Annotated in this window: 15 protein-coding genes and 2 pseudogenes; 9 read left to right on the top strand and 8 right to left on the bottom strand. The window is 36.4% G+C overall.

Annotated elements, in window-relative coordinates; all coding sequences use genetic code 11:
* Positions 1-7 precede the first annotated feature (7 nt).
* On the top strand, positions 8-436 hold the full coding sequence (locus tag HXN26_RS01350; RefSeq protein WP_273158280.1) for a biotin/lipoyl-containing protein: 429 nt from the start codon (positions 8-10) through the stop codon (positions 434-436).
* 246 nt (positions 437-682) lie between these two features.
* Here the strand turns inward: HXN26_RS01350 and HXN26_RS01355 are convergent.
* The 4 genes and pseudogenes from HXN26_RS01355 to HXN26_RS01370 form a co-directional block, all read right to left on the bottom strand.
* Positions 683-1,582, bottom strand: a pseudogene (locus tag HXN26_RS01355) (IS256 family transposase, variant Zn-binding type).
* A gap of 339 nt (positions 1,583-1,921) precedes the next feature.
* Entirely contained in the window at positions 1,922-2,356 is a 435-nt protein-coding gene (locus HXN26_RS01360) for an HU family DNA-binding protein (RefSeq protein WP_273158282.1), read from the bottom strand.
* Positions 2,357-2,544: 188 nt separating this feature from the next.
* Positions 2,545-2,868, bottom strand: coding sequence for an Imm40 family immunity protein (gene imm40, locus HXN26_RS01365; protein ID WP_273158283.1), 324 nt, complete (start codon positions 2,866-2,868; stop codon positions 2,545-2,547).
* Position 2,869: 1 nt separating this feature from the next.
* Positions 2,870-3,073, bottom strand: a complete 204-nt coding sequence (locus HXN26_RS01370; protein WP_273158284.1) for a hypothetical protein — start codon at positions 3,071-3,073, stop codon at positions 2,870-2,872.
* 186 nt (positions 3,074-3,259) lie between these two features.
* Here HXN26_RS01370 and HXN26_RS01375 point away from each other — a divergent pair.
* The 6 genes and pseudogenes from HXN26_RS01375 to HXN26_RS01400 form a co-directional block, all read left to right on the top strand.
* A pseudogene (locus HXN26_RS01375) lies at positions 3,260-3,568 on the top strand (transposase); the annotation flags it as partial.
* Between the two features lie 272 nt (positions 3,569-3,840).
* A complete protein-coding gene (serS, locus tag HXN26_RS01380) occupies positions 3,841-5,130 on the top strand; it encodes a serine--tRNA ligase (RefSeq protein ID WP_273158285.1) in 1,290 nt (429 codons plus the stop codon).
* Between the two features lie 176 nt (positions 5,131-5,306).
* Positions 5,307-7,664 carry a bifunctional dihydroorotate dehydrogenase B NAD binding subunit/NADPH-dependent glutamate synthase gene (locus tag HXN26_RS01385; RefSeq protein ID WP_273158286.1) on the top strand — a complete coding sequence of 786 codons (2,358 nt, stop codon included), beginning with the start codon at positions 5,307-5,309 and terminating at the stop codon, positions 7,662-7,664.
* Positions 7,665-7,911: 247 nt separating this feature from the next.
* A complete protein-coding gene (locus tag HXN26_RS01390; protein ID WP_025001455.1) occupies positions 7,912-8,784 on the top strand; it encodes a nucleoside phosphorylase in 873 nt (290 codons plus the stop codon).
* A 135-nt stretch (positions 8,785-8,919) separates the two neighbouring features.
* Entirely contained in the window at positions 8,920-10,326 is a 1,407-nt protein-coding gene (gene mnmE, locus HXN26_RS01395; protein ID WP_273158287.1) for a tRNA uridine-5-carboxymethylaminomethyl(34) synthesis GTPase MnmE, read from the top strand.
* An 83-nt stretch (positions 10,327-10,409) separates the two neighbouring features.
* Entirely contained in the window at positions 10,410-11,102 is a 693-nt protein-coding gene (locus tag HXN26_RS01400; protein ID WP_273158288.1) for a hypothetical protein, read from the top strand.
* A gap of 232 nt (positions 11,103-11,334) precedes the next feature.
* On the opposite strand, the gene HXN26_RS01405 is transcribed toward HXN26_RS01400, so the two are convergent.
* A complete protein-coding gene (locus HXN26_RS01405; protein WP_273158289.1) occupies positions 11,335-11,943 on the bottom strand; it encodes a class I SAM-dependent methyltransferase in 609 nt (202 codons plus the stop codon).
* A gap of 1,036 nt (positions 11,944-12,979) precedes the next feature.
* Here HXN26_RS01405 and hcp point away from each other — a divergent pair.
* Together hcp and HXN26_RS01415 are read left to right on the top strand one after the other, a co-directional pair.
* A complete protein-coding gene (hcp, locus tag HXN26_RS01410) occupies positions 12,980-14,623 on the top strand; it encodes a hydroxylamine reductase (protein WP_273158290.1) in 1,644 nt (547 codons plus the stop codon).
* A 90-nt stretch (positions 14,624-14,713) separates the two neighbouring features.
* A complete protein-coding gene (locus tag HXN26_RS01415) occupies positions 14,714-15,382 on the top strand; it encodes a Crp/Fnr family transcriptional regulator (protein WP_025001450.1) in 669 nt (222 codons plus the stop codon).
* A gap of 145 nt (positions 15,383-15,527) precedes the next feature.
* Here HXN26_RS01415 and ccsA read toward each other — a convergent pair whose 3' ends face one another.
* From ccsA to nrfA, 3 genes are read right to left on the bottom strand one after another with little or no spacing between them, the layout of a single operon-like run.
* Positions 15,528-16,325: a cytochrome c biogenesis protein CcsA gene (gene ccsA, locus HXN26_RS01420; protein WP_273158291.1), complete on the bottom strand. Its 798-nt coding sequence runs from the start codon at positions 16,323-16,325 to the stop codon at positions 15,528-15,530.
* On the bottom strand, positions 16,322-17,632 hold the full coding sequence (locus tag HXN26_RS01425) for a cytochrome c biogenesis ResB family protein (protein WP_273158292.1): 1,311 nt from the start codon (positions 17,630-17,632) through the stop codon (positions 16,322-16,324). The genes ccsA and HXN26_RS01425 overlap by 4 nt, the downstream gene beginning before the upstream one ends.
* A 52-nt stretch (positions 17,633-17,684) precedes the next feature.
* Positions 17,685-19,181 carry an ammonia-forming cytochrome c nitrite reductase gene (gene nrfA / locus HXN26_RS01430; protein WP_273158293.1) on the bottom strand — a complete coding sequence of 499 codons (1,497 nt, stop codon included), beginning with the start codon at positions 19,179-19,181 and terminating at the stop codon, positions 17,685-17,687.
* Positions 19,182-19,188 lie beyond the last annotated feature (7 nt).

Below are 19,188 nucleotides of genomic sequence, written 5' to 3' on the forward strand. Positions count from 1 at the left end.
GACAAAGATGAAAGAATTTAAATATACAATTGACGGCAAAGAATATAAAGTCGTTATAAATAGTGTTAACAACGACAACATAGCTGACATTACAGTTAATGGTGAGGAATATAAAGTTCAGATGGAAGCATCTGCTGAACCTGAAAAGAAGAAGGTAGAATTAGGTAAACCTGTTGCAGAGAATCAAACCGAAGATGAAGCTACACCAGCAAATTTCAATGCTTCAAATGCAATAAAAGCTCCTCTTCCTGGTACTATCACTTCAATAGAAGTTACAGTAGGTCAAGATGTAAAAGCTGGCGACACTGTAGTAGTACTTGAAGCTATGAAAATGCAGAATAGCATTGAAGCTGAAAAGGATGGTAAAGTAACAGCTATCGTTGTAAAAATGGGTCAAGCTGTACTCGAAGACGAGCCATTGGTTGTAATAGAATAAGCGATAAAGCGTATACACAGACTTTCTATATAAAAAAGGTTTTCACGCACAATCCATTTATAATGCTTTAAGAGTGTTATAAATGGATTTTTTCATATATAAAATCATAGAAAGCGACATTGTATCAATAATAGAAGAAACCACATAAACCCTACTCTATCCCCATACACATCGTTATATATGAAGGTATAGTTATATTTCATCTTTTATGGCGTAATGGACATTTGGTAGGCTGGTAATTCCAGCCTATTTTTTTATATTCAGGAATCCATCTATGAACTTCTTTTTATTAACCTCCTTCATTCCATTATGATTATGCAATGCCCTTTTAAGTTGTGAGTTGAATCCTTCCAATAGATTTGTTGTATTGGGTATCTCTAATTCAGGATTTTCTTCATAGGTATAGAGCCATTTAAGGTGTGTTTTCACCGAACGCCTTGCACTTCTCAGCCTTCTATGTGTATAGGTTGTCTTGCCTGAGATTAGTAGAGTTCGTTCATCGAGGAACTCTTTCCATTCGTCACACCATTTATCAAAGCCTGATGTGAATTCTTCTTTCCCGATAGAGAACATGCTTCTCATTAATGCCAGCAGCTCGATACCTGCGGACAAATGCGGATTGTTGGTAAAAAGCCTTCTGACTATCTGCAACTGGTGGAATTGACACATCTGTACAGGGCAGGATGTTACAGCTTGTAAAAGCCCGACATGTCCATCACACACCACTGCCTTTATCCGAGTTCCACCTTCCTCAATGCATCTGAGTCCATCAAGGTATTCCTTGTTGGTCTCGTTCCTGACAAACCTACGATGAAGTAGCCTGCCTGATGCGACATCTTGAAAGAGCATCACACCAAAGGTCTTGGAGAAGTAGGTCGTGTCCAGTATCATTGTCGCAGATTCAGGATAGATGGGAGTGAAGCTGTCTAACACTGAACTTTGCCTACGGCGTATGGTTCTTTATGAACATTTGTGAAGAGTGGAAAGCTCAGAAATAGTTCGTTTCTCGGTCAGATAGTCATTTCATAAACAAACATTGTCTATACGCTGACCACGTTGAAATTGCCTGCCACAATCCCTACAAAAGTACATTTGGACAATACGCTGATGACCATTCTTTTTAACATTTGAACTGTTACAGAATATACAGTTTTTTATTCATAAACTTTCAAGTGCTGCAAAGGTAATGAATAAAGGACATTTGAGAGGTTTTCAGCCTACCAAATGTCCATTACGCCTAAATCTTGCAAATATAAGCAAATAATTTATAGGATAATATACTATGAATCTGAGAAATATTAGGTTTATAAGGGAGGACTAAATAACTACATTTGCAGTTGTGCACTTTTGTTTGACAACGTACAGAGCTGGAATAATGGGTCATAAGTCACACCTATTCTCTCCACACACATGGGCTTGTGCATGGAGGGGAAATTAAGTGGATTATGGTTTTGAGCGTACATCAATTAGGCAAGCGGTGTGCTGTTAAGGATGCAGGTTTTCTTTCTCTTTGGGCTTTTCGTTATCGTCTTTCTTTTTTTTGACCACTCGGAGTTCTACAGATTTTGCAGCGGTACGCATGGCAGCCTTTGGTGTAAAGACTATTTTCGGGCTTTTTAGGCTTTCTGCTGTAACTTCTGCCTCAGTGTCCATCATCTTGGCAGGCACTATGATGCGGAATGAGCCGAGGTCTGCCAAATCCACGCTCTGTCCTAATTCGAGGGCATCGCGCACGATTGCACCAAGGCTGATGAGGGCATTACTCACATCACCTGCCGAAAGCGAGGTCTCGCGGACGATACGGTCTACTACCATCTTGTTTGTCAGATGCTGTTGCGATACTGGCTGTGCAAAGTACACCGTCTGCCCCTTACGCTTGCCGATAGGCTGCGTCTTTGATTTTACTTCAAATTCTATCATACTTTTAATTGTTTATAGTTATCACTTATGTAACGTTGTTCTTTCCTGTTTATTGCTTACGGCTTTTATACCCATATAAGGGTAATGATGAATACCCTTATAAGGGTATTGCCTGTTACCCTTATATGGGTGTTGGGGTACACCCTTGTATGGAACGTAATTGCTGTAGAGAAAAAACATTTTTACTGTTATTCTATGTATTTAAAGATGTCTGTTTCTGTTACTATGGAAAATAGCTTTTTAACAATATCATTCTCAGGATAATTTTCAATGTACTTTTTAGCTACAAGGCAACTCCTTTCCACAAAGTGTTGCTGAGTTTCTCCTGCTTCCAAGTTGCAATACCAGCTATCATAACTATCCGTTATAAGTCTATTATTCAAGCAGTACACATCTCCTCCTAGAATGGGTACATATTTTTCTTTTAATTTAGAAATGATAATAAGTGCCTGTTGTTTGGGAAACGCATAAGCATCTATCCCTAATTCCATTAAGGAATAATATTTTTTCATATCAGTTTGCCTTGAATAGTCTGTGGTTTATATCACCATTGGGTTCTTTGATGAATTCAAATACCCCTTCTTTACCCTTATACGAACCAGGTATACTAAGTTTAGTGCGGATAATTCCGTCTCCACCTTTTATTCTTGATACAGTACCAGCAGACTCAAAAGCTTTAACGCTTTCAGGGAAAGAGTGATAATCCTTTTGTTTCATCTGTTTTAATACTTTATTTGTATAACGGGTATTCTTGAAAAAAGATGGACTCTTATTAGCCTGTTGAGCAGAAGTGGCACTGTACGTTGTCAAACAAAAGTGCACAACTGCAAATGTAGTTATTTACTCTGATATTTCCTTGTTTTATTATCAAAAATTCTTTTTTTGATTGAATTTTGCTTTATAAAGCAGATTGGGCAGACAAAGATACTCATCCCAGACACTCCTAAAGCTAAAGACAGCTACTACCAAATGAGAAAGAAACACAAACTATTTTGTAAACGAGCTGGTATAGAGCCAACGATAGGACATCTTAAAGCAGACCACCGATTATCTCGCAACTTTTATAAAGGTGTCAAAGGAGATGCTATCAATGTATTATTAGCTGCAGCAGCATATAACTTCAAAAGAGCTATGAGAGTTCTTTTGGACCTTATAAAAAGAATCAGCATAGAGCTTGTCAATACAAGATTTATGCTGAAATATTGTTTTTAAGGGACAACTAATTAGAATTTTTAAAAATGTAATTACGTTTTTAAATTTTATAATTATAATTTATCAGACTTCTTATTATATTCAATCTTATAATAATAAAAGAGAGAACTTTTGTCAAAAATACACTATTGATTCTGTATTTCTTACACAATTTCGACAAGCTTTTCAGTATTATTATAAACACATTAGGAAACTTTGTATAAAATGCTTGGTGATAAGATATTTTTTTGTAACTTTGTTGTCAAAACAGAACATAAAATATACAAAAACGTATGCTTACATTAAAGCTCATCAGTGAGGAAACTGAACGTGTAATAGAAGGTCTTGAAAAGAAGCATTTCAACAATGCTAAAGAGACTATTGAGAGAGTTTTGGAACTCGATAAATCACGTCGTGATTACCAACAAAAACTCGATAACAATAAGCAACAGCAAAATCTTCTTTCAAAACAAATTGGTGGTTTAATGAAAGAAGGTAAGAAAGAAGAAGCTAATGAAACAAAAGACAAGGTAGCTGAACTAAAGGCTCTGGATAAGAATTTACAAAATAATATGGATAAAGCACAAGCCGATATGATCGACTTATTGCTTACAATTCCAAACATCCCTCATGCAGATGTACCTGAAGGTAAAGACGCCAACGATAACATTATAGTAAAAGAAGGTGGAGAAAAACCAACTTTCAATAATGAGGTTCTCTGTCATTGGGATTTGTGCAAGAAATATAATCTCGTAGATTTTGACCTTGGCGTAAAGATAACAGGAGCAGGTTTTCCTATTTATATAGGAAAAATGGCTCGTTTTCAACGCGCTTTAGAAGCATTCTTTCTTGAAGAAGCACGTAAAAGCGGTTACTTAGAAGTTCAACCACCCCTACTTGTTAACCAAGCATCAGGTTTAGGTACTGGACAGTTACCTGACAAAGAAGGACAAATGTATCATGCACAGGCTGATGACCTTTATTTAATCCCAACTGCAGAAGTTCCAGTAACAAATATCTTCCGTGATGAAATTTTAGACGAAAAAGAACTACCTATCAAACGTTGTGCATATTCTTCGTGCTTCCGTCGTGAAGCTGGTAGTTATGGAAAAGATGTACGTGGACTCAATCGCTTACACCAATTCGACAAAGTAGAAATTGTACGAATTGATACCCCACAACATTCTTACCAATCATTGAATGAAATGCTGGAACATGTTGAAAATCTGTTAGTAAAGTTAGAACTACCATATCATATTCTTAAACTCTGTGGTGGTGATATGAGCTTCACCTCTGCAATCTGCTACGACTTTGAAGTATGGAGCGCTGCACAAGAGCGCTGGTTAGAAGTAAGTTCTGTTTCTAACTTCGAAAGTTATCAAGCTAATCGCTTACATTGTCGCTATCGTCATGCTGACGACAAGAAGATAGAATTATGTCATACACTAAATGGCTCGGCATTGGCTTTACCTCGTATTGTTGCAGCTATATTAGAAAATAACCAAACTCCTGAAGGAATAAGAGTTCCTAAAGCACTTGTACCTTACTGCGGATTTGAAATGCTTGATGACAAAAACTTTTAAATATTAAACTTATAGCCCAAATAATATTCTTTACCAGAAGTTGAGTTGCTGTTAATGTTCATTCTGCAACAATTCTATAAAAACAGCGTCTACTCTACTTTTCGTAATATCAATAACGCATAAACACAAAAGAGAGTATATAAAATAAATTCTATAGACAACTTAACCTTTAAAACATGAACAAGATTATCAGCAAAGAGCAATTTTCCGAGAAAGTCTTTTGCATCGTTGTAGAAGCACCGCTCATAGCACGCAGCTGTAGGGCAGGTAACTTTGTAATAGTGCGCGTAGATCAAAATAGCGAGCGCGTGCCTTATACTATTGCTAAGGCTGACCCTAAAAAAGGTACACTCACTATGGTAATACAAGAGGTTGGACTTTCATCTACTAAGTTCTGCCAACTTGAACCAGGCGACGAAGTTCTTGACATTGTTGGTCCATTAGGACAAGCGTCTCACATTGAAAACTATGGCACAGTAGTATGCGCTGGTGGCGGTATAGGTATCGCAGCAATCCTACCAATTCTAACAGCATTTAAGAAAGCTGGCAACCGTGTTATCTCCGTATTAGCAGGTCGTACGAAAGAATTAGTAATTATGGTTGATGATGTAGCCGAATACTCCGACGAAGTTATCATTATGACTGATGACGGCAGTATGGGTAAACAAGGAGTAATAACAGTAGGAGTTGAAGAAGTACTTCAACGAGAAAAAGTAGACAAATTACTTGCTATCGGACCTCCTATCATGATGAAATTTACATCATTGATGGCAAAGAAATATGGCATTCCAAACGATGTTTCTTTGAATACTATTATGGTAGACGGAACTGGTATGTGTGGTGCTTGTCGTCTTACTATTGGCGGAAAAACTAAGTTTGTCTGCATTGATGGTCCAGAATTTAATGGTGACCTCGTTGATTGGGACGAAATGTTCAAGCGAATGGGCACCTTTAAAGGTGTAGAGCGTGAAGAAATGGAAAAGAAACAAAACCAGATTGGCCATCACCATATAGAAGTTGAAGCTACTGAAAAAAGCACAATAACGACAGAACTAACTCCAGCAGAAGAAACAAAACAGGATTTAGCAGAACTTACAGATCGTAATGCCGAGTGGCGTGCAGTATTGCGTAAAGATATGAAGCCTAAAGAGCGTACAGCAATCGAAAGAGTACAGATGCCTGAACTGGATCCTGCATATCGAGCAACAACACGTTTGGAAGAGGTAAATAAAGGCCTTACAAAAGAAATGGCAATGCGCGAAGCACAACGCTGTCTTGATTGCGCAAAACCAAGTTGTGTAGAAGGTTGCCCTGTAAATATTAATATTCCAAGCTTCATTAAGAATATTGAGCGTGGGCAATTCCTCAACGCTGCACGTGTTTTGAAAGACACTTCAGCTTTACCAGCAGTCTGCGGTCGTGTTTGTCCTCAAGAGAAACAATGTGAAAGTCGCTGTATTCACTTAAAGATGAATGAGCCAGCAGTTGCAATTGGTTATCTTGAAAGGTTTGCAGCTGACTATGAACGCGAAAGCGGCAATATAACATTACCAGAAATTGCACCGTCAAATGGGATTAAGGTTGCAGTTATTGGTTCTGGTCCTGCAGGACTTAGCTTTGCAGGAGATATGGTTAAACGTGGATTCGAGGTTTATGTATTCGAAGCTTTACATGAAATCGGAGGTGTACTTAAATATGGTATTCCTGAATTCCGTTTGCCTAATAAGATTGTTGAAGTTGAAGTTGAAAACTTAAGAAAACAAGGTGTTCATTTCCAAACAGATACAATTGTTGGTAAAACAATTAGTGTAGAAGAATTAAAAGAAAACGGATTTAAAGGTATCTTTGTTGGTTCAGGTGCTGGTTTACCAAACTTTATGGGTATTCCTGGTGAAAATAGTATCAATATTCTTTCAAGTAACGAATACCTTACACGTGTTAACTTAATGGATGCAGCCAACCCAGACACTGATACGCCAATTATTATTGGAAAGAAAGTACTTGTTGTCGGTGGTGGTAATACTGCTATGGATTCATGCCGTACAGCAAAACGTCTTGGTGCAGAAGTTACACTCGTATATCGCCGCTCGTTAGAAGAAATGCCTGCTCGTGTAGAAGAAGTAAAACATGCACAGGAAGAAAAAATCAATTTCCTTACACTTCATAATCCTAAAGAATACATTGCAGACGAAAACGGACGCGTTTGTGGAGCCATACTTGATGTTATGGAACTTGGTGAACCTGATGAAAGTGGACGTCGTAGTCCACGTACAACTGGTAAAACTATAACTATCGAATGTGACCAAGTTGTTGTCGCAGTAGGTGTATCTCCTAATCCACTTGTACCTAATTCTATTGAAGGTTTGGAATTAGGACGCAAGAACACGATTGCTGTTAATGATGGAATGCAAAGTTCTATTCCAGAAATCTATGCAGGTGGCGACATCGTACGTGGAGGTGCTACTGTAATTCTCGCAATGGGAGATGGAAGAAAAGCTGCTCTAAATATGGCAAACAGTTTATTAGAGAAATAAACATTATATATGCATAATTAAAAGAGCTAAGGAAGAACTGTTAAAGTTTTTCTTTAGCTCTTTTCATATAATATCAATATACAGTTTTAATGAAAAAACAAAAATAAACTTCTGCAAAAGATCGAGGAAACAACATATAGGTATCATAATAAAAAGTTTAGATTTTTTTCTTTTTCTTCTTAAAAAGGCGTATCTTTGTAAAATACAATATAATAAAGCGATTTACTAAATCTTATAAATTAAATTTATGGAAGAGAATTATTTTGCCCCATCAGAGTTAATTATTAACGAAGATGGAGGAATTTTCCACCTTCATTTAAAACCACAACAATTAGCAGATAAGGTCATCTTGGTTGGTGATCCTGGGCGTGTTGCCTTAGTTGCATCACATTTTGATGGCGTAGAATGTGAAGTTAACAATAGAGAATTTAGAACCATTACAGGTAAGTTCAAAAATAAACGTATAACAGTAGTAAGTACAGGTATTGGCTGTGATAATATTGACATTGTACTTAATGAATTAGACGCTTTAGCCAATATTGATTTTGAAACAAGAAAAGAGAAAGCTAATGTCCGTCAATTAACTTTGGTACGTATAGGCACTTGTGGAGGACTTCAACCTAACACTCCTATCGGAACATTCATAGCATCAGAAAAAAGCATAGGTTTCGATGGCTTGCTCAACTACTATGCAAATCGGGAAAAGTTAGACATCGAATTTGAAGAAGAATTCAAGAAGCAAGTAAAATGGCTACCACAATTGGGCAATCCATACGTGGCAAATGCAGACAAGGAATTGTTAGAACAAATCGCGCAAGACGATATGGTACGTGGAGTTACTATCGCTTGTGGTGGTTTTTTTGGACCTCAAGGTCGTCGTCTGCGCATCCCATTAGCTGACCCTCAGCTTAATGAAAAAATTACCGAGTTCGAATATAAAGGTCATAAAGTAACTAACTTCGAGATGGAGAGCAGCGCTTTAGCTGGTTTAGCATTCCATATGGGCCATAAAGCCCTAACTTGCTGTATGGTAATAGCTAATCGACGCCAAAAGGAAGCTAATTCAGGCTATAAGAATACTATTGACGGATTAATAAAGAAAGTTCTTGAAAGAATCTAAATATCATTATTTTACAGACGAAAACTAAAGGATTAAGGAGTCTAGCTGTTAGAATCAATAGAAATATCTTTTCTTTAATAGTGTACATATAAAGACAGCTTTAATCCTTAATTCTGTTATATACAACATTCCATAATGCAAGTAAATACTAACGTTCTCAACTCTTCAGAAACAATCTGTGCATTAGCAACACAACCAGGTGGTGCAATAGGTGTAATAAGAGTATCGGGCAGTAAAGCTATTGAAATTGTTGATTCAATTTTCTCACGTTCTATACTAAATGTTCCTGCTAATACTTTGCATTACGGAGAGATACTTGATAGAGAACATCAAACTATCGATGAAGTTGTTGTTTCTATTTGGCGTGCCCCTCACTCATATACTGGCGAAGACTCTGTAGAAATTTCGTGCCATGGTTCTTCATACATCTTAGAACAAATACTCCACCGTCTCATAGAGAATAATTGCCGCCAAGCCAAGCCTGGTGAATACACTCAACGTGCTTATCTAAACGGAAAGATGGATTTATCGCAAACTGAAGCTGTTGCAGATCTCATTTCCTCTACAAATAAAGCATCATATAAACTTGCACTCTCACAACTCAAAGGGCATTTCTCTTCTGAACTTTCTTTGCTACGCAGACAGTTACTTAAAATAAATTCTCTTCTTGAACTTGAACTTGATTTTTCTGATCATGAAGAATTAGAGTTTGCTGATCGTACAGAATTAATAAATCTTGCTGAGGAAATTGATAATAAAGTAACATCTCTTGCTCTTTCGTTCAAGACAGGACAAGCCCTTAAAAATGGTATTCCTGTAGCTATTATTGGCAAAACAAACGTAGGAAAATCCACTTTATTGAATTGTCTTCTCCATGATAACCGTGCAATTGTAAGTGATATTCATGGAACTACTCGTGACGTCATAGAAGATACTATCGGAATCAATGGTGTAGATTTCCATTTTATTGATACAGCTGGTATAAGAAAAACTACTGATTATGTTGAGCAACTCGGTATTGAACGTACTTTAGCTACACTTAAAAAGGCTCATATCATTCTATGGGTAATAGATAAAGAACCCACTGAAAACGAAAAAAATGAGATTCTTAATCAATGCGCAGATAAACATCTTATTTTAGTACACAACAAAGTAGACGATCTTAACAACTCTACTAATCAGCAAAATAATATTTCTATTTCTAATCAGCTCAATAAATACACTTATCATGAAATTTCAATTTCTGGTAAATATAATTTAGGCATCAACGAACTTGAAACTTTAATATATGAGGTAGCCGATTTACCAGAAATTTCAGAAAATACAACTATCGTAACTAATGCTCGACACTACGATGTGTTAACTCGTGCCCACGCGTCACTTATAAGAGTACAAGAAGCAATGGCAATGAATCTCGGCGGCGACCTTATTTCCGAAGATTTAAAAGACACTATCTCTATACTCGCCGAAATTACAGGCGACCAAATTACCCCTCAGGAAACGCTGCATAACATATTTAAACATTTTTGCATCGGTAAATAGAAAGTCTAAGATTTATTGCCCTATCTTCACTTTCTATAAATAACATCAATAGAAATCATCTTAAAAGTACAACATTATTAGATATGAATAAAAAAGAATATGAATTTCGAGAATTTGTTAACGCTTGTAATCAAAACCAATTCATTATCGGACAAGGTAATCCTCTATCCAATATTCTTATTATCGGATGCGAGCCAAATGATACTGATGAGCTAAAAATAAACAATAAAACTCATACGAATGAATGCCTTAATAATATAAATGGAAAGTCATTCAAAGACCTTTGGAAATTTCACAAGAAAAGAAATGAGGGGTGGACATGGAGTAAGTATCAAAAAATAATCAATGTTGTATATCCTGACAGAAAGCATATAAATGGTATTATCGACTTTGAAGAAATGGCATTCTGTACAGAACTCAATAATGTTTGTGCTCGTCATTCTGCTGATGCTGATAAAAGTACCATTAGCTCTAAACTTGATTTATTTAGGACTTCCAACTTTATCCAATCTTTCCCTGTAGTGATTTTAGCTTGTGGTAGATACATTAATAACTATTGTGAAGATAGACAAATTGATGATACATTTGGCGTTAAATATTTTCAAGATGGAGGAAGCGAATTAAAACAAAACTACTGGATCCACTATAGTATAAATCCTGATAGTCCAAAACTTGTAATTCATACTAGACAATTAAGCGGACCTATAAAAAATGATTTACTTTTTAACATCGGTAAAACCATTAAAGAGTTTCTTGAATCAACAAAACTCCCATAATAGTAGTCATATTAGAACTATCTGAACCTTCAAACAAGGTTTAGATAGTATCTTTGAAGCACTTGGTTATTCATTTTTTAAGTTTCACAAACTATTCTTTTTAATCCTAATAGACTTTCTCCAAGAAAGCTGTCTAGCTTATTCAAATCACAGAAAATATCGATTGATGAAAACACTTTCTACTCCATACTTCTGTCCCACTCCCAAACTTACCTATTCTTATTTGTATTCTCTAACTGTATTGCTTCTTAATTATGGCAATCCCACAAGGCATTCTACCTTCTATTAACTCATAAGAAATATCAATATAACCAAGATTCTCAAAGAATTGCCTATACGTTTTCTCATTAAACTTTCCTATAAACGTTTTTGTAAATCGATTGATGAACCACACAAAAACTTTAGATACCCCCCATGTATGACTTATCAAATAAGTAGGTATAATGACTTCTCCGCCTTTTTTACATACTCGCAATAACTCATTTAATGCTATTTCAGGGTGCTCTATTAGATGAATAACATTAGCTGCAACCACCTTATCGAACTCATCATTAGGATAATTAAGTTGTAGGATATTCCCTTTTTCTATCGTGACATTACCAAAGTTTTTACAACGTTTACACGACTGAGATAACATTCCATCAGAAAAATCGGTAGCTATAAGTTTTTTACAGATAGCAGCAATATGTATACTTATCATACCCGTACCACAAGCACACTCTAATACTAAATCATTAGGAGATATTCTTTTTGCAACTTTCTTGCATATTTCCTTATTAACCTTGCCATTGTAGAACTTCTCAAAGAACTCATAATATTTAGACACTATATCCCAGAACATAACTTTTAATATTTTGTTTTTACAAAGTTCGACAAATAACTTTGCAACCTGGTTGCAAAGTTATCTTTGAGAATAAAAATGGCTGGATACTTTTATTTGGTTATCGAAAATACATATTAGAGAATGTGATACACAAATAGAATGTAACTTATAATAAACCAACATCATTTTAATTATTTATGAAGAGAATTTTACAAGTCTTCAACTTGAAAAACCCACCTATAAAACAGGCAAAGTATTAAAAGAAAAAATGTAATTACAAAATGACGAAAATATAATTATAAAATTAAAAATTATAATTAATATTTTTTATTTAGTAATTATAAAAAGTCGAACTATCTTTGCTTCTCAATAAACTATTTTGAATAAAAAGAAAGAATTACCTTGATGTATAATTAAGTACTATGAAATATTGTCAAATACCTACTTATCATGTAATATTAAGAAACTTAAGTTTACAAAGATTACTTGCTATATTGACCAAAATTATAACTCTAATATTAAAGCCCTCTCAACTTCTGTTTAAATCTACTAATAACTAATAAACAATGTTTGTTTGAAATAAGATATTATCTAATTTAGCTACTCATCATTTTAAAAATTATTTGATATAACAAAAAGAAATGACTCTCCAACATATTTTTAGACCCATATATAAAAAAAATATTGCTGTCCGGTAAAAATAAACTGAAAGCTCTGTATCTCTTTGTCCATCGGTATTGCGGCCGTTTTACTCATCCAGGGGATTGGTTTTCAGTTTCAAACTGTAAGCATTATAAAATGCACTTGTTTTAACAAGAAAAGACCTATAATAACCGATAATTCTAAGAAATAATAAGTTTAAGTCTATTTTCACTAACACAGATAGCTCCAAAAAAGTTTTACCGGACAGCAATAATAAAAAAAGAAAGAGGTAATTGCATTAAAATTTTCAAGCAATATTTTAACAAAAATTTAACTCTCTCCAGGCACAAATGTTACCCAGTCCTATTATTGATTACAATACCTTTGCACTAGAAATTTAATTAAAAGCATTATGATTGAAAATAAAATGTTCTGTTTCCAGTGTCAGGAAACAGCAAAAGGAACAGGATGCACCATCAAAGGTGTTTGTGGTAAAGAGGCAGAAACCTCAAAATGGCAAGATTTATTGCTTAGCGTTGTACGTGGTGTAGGAACTATTCAACATGAATTGGGGGAAACGGCATCAAACGAAGTAGCCGATTTTCTTATAGATGCAATGTTCTCAACCATTACCAACGCAAACTTTGATGACCAAAGCATATTAAATAAGGTAGATACAGGTATTGCATTGAAAAAACAACTGCTAGAAAAAGCTTCAACAAAAAACATTATTCTTCCTGATTACCAAGAAGTTTGCTGGGGAGGTGAAAAATCTGATTATTCAGCAGAAGGTGAGCGAGAAGGAGTTCTTCGTAATGAAAATGCGGACCTTCGTTCATTAAAAGAACTTACAATTCTTGGTCTTAAAGGTATTGCAGCTTACTATGACCATGCTGGCCGTTTGGGTAATACTAGTGAAGAAATTATCACATTCATTTGCAAGGCACTTGCGATAATTAGTAATCCAAATGCTGATATGGAGACACTTCTTGGAATCGTGCTCGAAACTGGAAAATATGGAGTAGACGTAATGGCACTACTCGACAAAGCTAATACAGAGGCATACGGCAATCCAGAACTTACAAAAGTTAATATCGGTGTAGGTAAAAGACCTGGAATTCTTATTTCTGGACACGACCTTAAAGATATTGAAGATTTACTTATCCAAACTGAGGGTACAGGCATTGATATATATACTCATGGCGAAATGTTGCCAGCACACTATTATCCACAGCTTAAGAAATACAAACATCTTGTAGGCAACTATGGAAATGCTTGGTGGCAGCAGAAAGAAGAATTTGCAAGCTTCAATGGCCCTATCGTATTTACTACAAACTGTATCGTACCCCCAGCAAAAAATGCAAACTATTCTAACAGAGTATTTACTACCAATTCTACAGGATTCCCAGGTTGGAAACATATCACAACTGGAAAAGACGGAAAGAAAGATTTCTCTAAAGTTATTGAATTAGCTAAAACCTGCAAAGCTCCACAGGAAATAGAAACAGGAGAGATTATAGGAGGTTTTGCCCACGCACAAGTATTTGCATTGGCTGACCAGGTCGTTGAAGCAGTAAAAAGTGGTGCTATCCGTAAATTTGTAGTAATGAGTGGTTGTGATGGACGTATGAAAAGTCGTAACTATTACGAAGAGTTTGCCAAAGCTTTACCGAAAGATGTAGTAATTCTTACCAGCGGTTGTGCGAAATATAAATACAATAAACTAAACCTTGGAGATATAAATGGCATTCCACGTGTTCTTGATGCTGGGCAATGTAATGATTCATACTCTTGGGCAGTAGTAGCACTAAAATTAAAAGAAATATTTGGTGCAAATGATATTAACGATTTGCCAATCTTCTTTAATATTGCATGGTATGAACAGAAAGCAGTTATCGTTCTTCTTGCACTTCTGCATCTTGGAGTAAAGAATATACACATCGGTCCTACCCTTCCAGCTTTTGTTTCTGAAGGTGTACTAAAGGTTCTTGTTGAAAACTTTGGTCTTGCAGGCAACTCTACAGTTGAAGAAGATATTCAAAAATACATTCTCTAACCACATACCCCTCGATAGAAATATCGAGGGATTTTTCTTTTATAGACAATAACAAAGTATATAATCCGTTATTCCTAAAAGCGAAACAAAATGGAAGTATCGATAAACGAAACACTCTCACATAGTCCTTTATTTAACGGATTAACTGCTAAGGAAATTAAAGAATTACTGCAAACGGTAAATTTTAAAATTGTGGAATATCCTGCCAAGGAAATTTACACCCTAGCAGGTATGCCTTGTAAGTATGCGGATTTTATTCTAAAAGGGGAACTGATATCACGCATGACAGGATTATCAGGTAAGCAAGTACAAATAGACCGCTTGAAAGCTTGTATTTTAATAGCACCTGCTTTTATTTTCGCTAAAAATAATGCTATGCCTGTTAGTGTCGAAACAGCACAACATACTACGATATTGCGTATGATGCCTTCAGAACTAAAACATTTAATAGATAACAATGAACGCATACGTATGAATTTCATTCAGCTTCTTTCATCTATAGATGTTTTCCTTACTCAAAAACTGCGTATGCTTTCCCTGTTCACAGTTCGTGAAAAAGTGGCTTATTTCTTAATGAAAGCAGCTAAAGAACAACAAAGCCGTACTATTAAACTCAGCAATAGTCGTCAGGAAATAGCTGATACATTCGGTATTCAAAAATTCTCGCTATTACGTTGTTTATCAGAATTCGAAGATAATGGAGCTATAAAAATAGATGGAAAACAAATAACTATTCTTAATTCAGATAAGATGAAATAAAGAAGATCTATTAGTTCCAAAGTTTCACAAACAAAAACAACTATATTATATAAAAATACTGCCAATGGTCATTATATCCCATTGGCAGTATTTTTATTGATATCTATATTCAACTTATTACAGACAATAATTCTTGTTTACATTATCATTGCATATTATATGTATGTACACTAGTTCCCTGTGCTGAAGGCAAATAGTTTATACCCCACCAACACATTTGTAAGAGAGCAAAATTAATAATGAGAATCCACATAGCTACCTCTAAATTACAATTCTTACGCAAACGATAATGAATATATGTAAGATATGCCAACCAAGTAGCAGCTGCCCAAGTTTCCTTAGGATCCCAAGCCCAATAATGTCCCCATGCTTCTTTTGCCCAAAGAGCACCTGTAAGCATACCTAACGAGAGAAATGCCCAACCAATATATACAAGATTGTCTGTTATATCAAGTTCTTTATGAGTGACTATCTTACTCTTTTTAAAAAACAACAAATAGACAGCCATCACAAAGGCACCACCTAAAAGCGCATAAGCAAACATATAGATAATTACATGTGGTGCAAACCAAGGACTCTGTAATGCAGGCATAAGTGTCTTACTATGAATTTCAGGCTTTAATAGATTAATACAAATAAAAACCAACGAAAGCACAGTAGAAAACGACAATAGCCATTTATAATCCCAGCGACTATAAACAATGATGCCTGCTAATGGTAAGAAAAACGAATACCATAAACGTGTTTCACCCATAGTTCTCATAGGAGGACGATCGAGAGAAATCCACATAATAAGTATATAACTAAAGAAAACAGCTAGTCCAACTATCGTTGCACTATAAGCAATCCATTTCTTATCCTTCCATGCGGCATAGGCACCTGTTGCCCATAACAACACTGCCACTATTGCAAAATATATAAAGTAATTCCAAAAAGCAATCATTTATTGTCCTCCTCTTTTTCCTTATATTTATTACGGCCTGCTGTAATGAACATGAGAACCGCACCTATTATCAACAAATAGATGCCCACATAGGTAGCGGGCAACCAAGGATCGGATACAAGTTCATATACACTAAGAGTACTCCACTTTCCTTGTGCCTTATTGAAATCAAGTTGATATATTTTCCATGAACCTACTGTAAAAGGTTTATTTACCTCTATGTGTGCTCGCATAGCATCACCATCTTTTGTGTAGACGTTTACATCTGATGCATAGCGCAATGGTTCGCGAGCCGACATTGCTATTTCAGTCTTATCGTCAAGTTTTAAACTCGACATTGGGAACATATAACTTCCCGAACTTACCCAGCCTTTCTTTACAACACTACCCTTCTGTGCCTTGATTAGAATGGCTGTAGCAGCACCTTTACCTTTATACTCAACAAATCCGCCAGTATTAATGCGCATTCCTAAATCATCCATTTTCATCATTTGCATCATTTGGGCTGGCATACCATTTATCATCTTAAGCATACCTACAGGCATTGCATCTTCAATATATTTTTCAACAGTAATATTCCATCCCATCAATTCATCTGAAGTAAAACCAGGCTCAATGATAATATTCTGCGGTTTATCATTCGGTAATATTTTCCCAGTTTTACTATCAAATATTGCCAATTTCGGAGGATACTCATCAATAGTGAACTTCTGCAATTCAATAGCAAGTGGTAACTCATGTACTTTTTGATGGTCATCGATTCCACGCCATTCAGGTTTACCTTCTTCGCAGTATATCTTGAGGCGCTGCATATCTGCAGATCCTAAAGTTCCACAAGTTACAAAGATAAAGAGTCCTAAGTGACTAATTAGCGAAGGAATAAAACGCTTTTGAAAATGCATTAGCTGATGGATACCAACTTCTGCTACAATAATAACATTCCACAAATAAATAAGAACAAATGGCCAAAAACTGAGCATACGACTAAGTCCTATTGGGTCCATAGCTGGACGTCCTTCAGGAACTTGTCGACTCAAACCCATTATAATTGTAAGTATAGACGCTGTAGCAAGTGCAGGCACTGCAGCCTCAACTTGAGTCATAAATCGGAAAAGGTATAATTTAGACCGAAAAGTATAAAATAATCCTAAAATCACCACAAGTGCTATTAATGCAATGATATTAGCAGGCCACATAAAGATAAGCCATTCTACCGGTCCAACAGAAATTTGTAATAGGGCTCCTGTAACCAGAAGCCCTATACTTATAGCAATTCCCTCGCGATATTTCCAAGGTTTATTCCACATATTTTTATATCATAAAATTCTTTTTTCAGATATCTATCTTCAATGTACATGATTACATTTCTTTAGTAATGAATCGGCCATTCTTCTTGGCCTTCTTCACCCACTGAGGCACAATAGTGTTTAAAAAGTCTTTTTTCTGAGCCTTAAGCTTCTTCATATCAAGACCTATATAACTCTGAGCCTTATCTTTGGTTGAAATATCAGGCATTGGAACTTCCTTTGTATAGCCATGACGAGCCAATATTCGGGCAAGATCAATACGTGCAGTTTGCGCATAATTGAGAGCTACACCAAGCAGGCGAGTAACTTCCTGAGGTGCGTGGAAGCTGGCACCATGGCTTGCCACTGCATAGTCCCAACGCCATTGGCTCTTGCGCAGTGCGGTCAATATTGGTTCCATTTCCTTTTCTGTTGCTCCCTTCTCCCAAGCAAACTTAGCCTCGATATGTGCACGAGCCAACTCTTTCTCTACACGGTTACGGATATCAAAGACTTTCTCTTGACGCTCATATACGTTCTGACGCAATGTCTCTTCGCTTTGACGGTGGCAAGTCTGACAAGTGCGGTTGATATTTGCCAATGGTGATGTGATGTGGTGACTGGTGTACTTTATACCACCTTCTTGAATGTAAGGCATATGGCAATCAGCACAACTCAATCCGCGTTGAGCGTGAATACCCTGCTTGAAAATCTCATAACCTGGGTGCTGAGCTTTCAGAATCTTAGCCTTAGAGAGTGGATGTATATAATCGTAGAAACCAATAGAGTCGTAATATTCCTCAGCAGCTTCACAAGTAAGTCCCTTATCCTGTGGGAACTTGAGGTAGTTACCGTTGTCCTTTTCGAAATAATACTCAGTGTGGCACTGTGCACAAACCAATGAACGCATTTCCTGGTGGCTTGCCTTCTTCACGTCCTTACCAGCACGTTGCCAAGCCTCATAAAGAGCAGGTCGAGCAGGTCTCAAATCCATATTGCGAGCATCATGGCAGTCTGAGCAACCTACCGTGTTCATAACTTCGTCACCCCACTGGCTCCACTTAGCAGCATAGAAAGCATTCTTGCCTTTCTCACGCATCAAACGAGGAACATCAGGACCTTTACAAGTCCAGCAAGTACCAAGCTGCATATCCTCCTGACCATCTACGCCTGGTGAACCTGTACGCAAAATCTTGCGCAAATCCTCTATAGCATGACGATGCCCACGAGGAGTGTTGTACTCGCGAGAGAAAGCATAACCAGCCCACAGAATAACCATTTCTGGGCGTTGTGCCAATACATCAACCTCTTGCGAAGAGTTGTACTTGCTCACAAAAGAAGTATCCTCAGTCATTGCCCAAGTCTGATACTCTTTCGGAAAATCTTCAGCAAACTTCTCATTTTGACTCACAATAGAGTCGGTCATCACTGTTCGGCGATTATTGAACACTGAGGCAACTTCTGCGCGACGTTCCAACATAGATGAACAAAGCATTCCGAGAACGAAGATAATAACCATTGCTCCACCGAAGAGCAACCATCCTTGCCATTTTTTTAATTGTCTAGCCATATTGTTA

It is taken from the genome of Prevotella aurantiaca (assembly GCF_015262605.1).
GTDB lineage: Bacteria > Bacteroidota > Bacteroidia > Bacteroidales > Bacteroidaceae > Prevotella > Prevotella aurantiaca.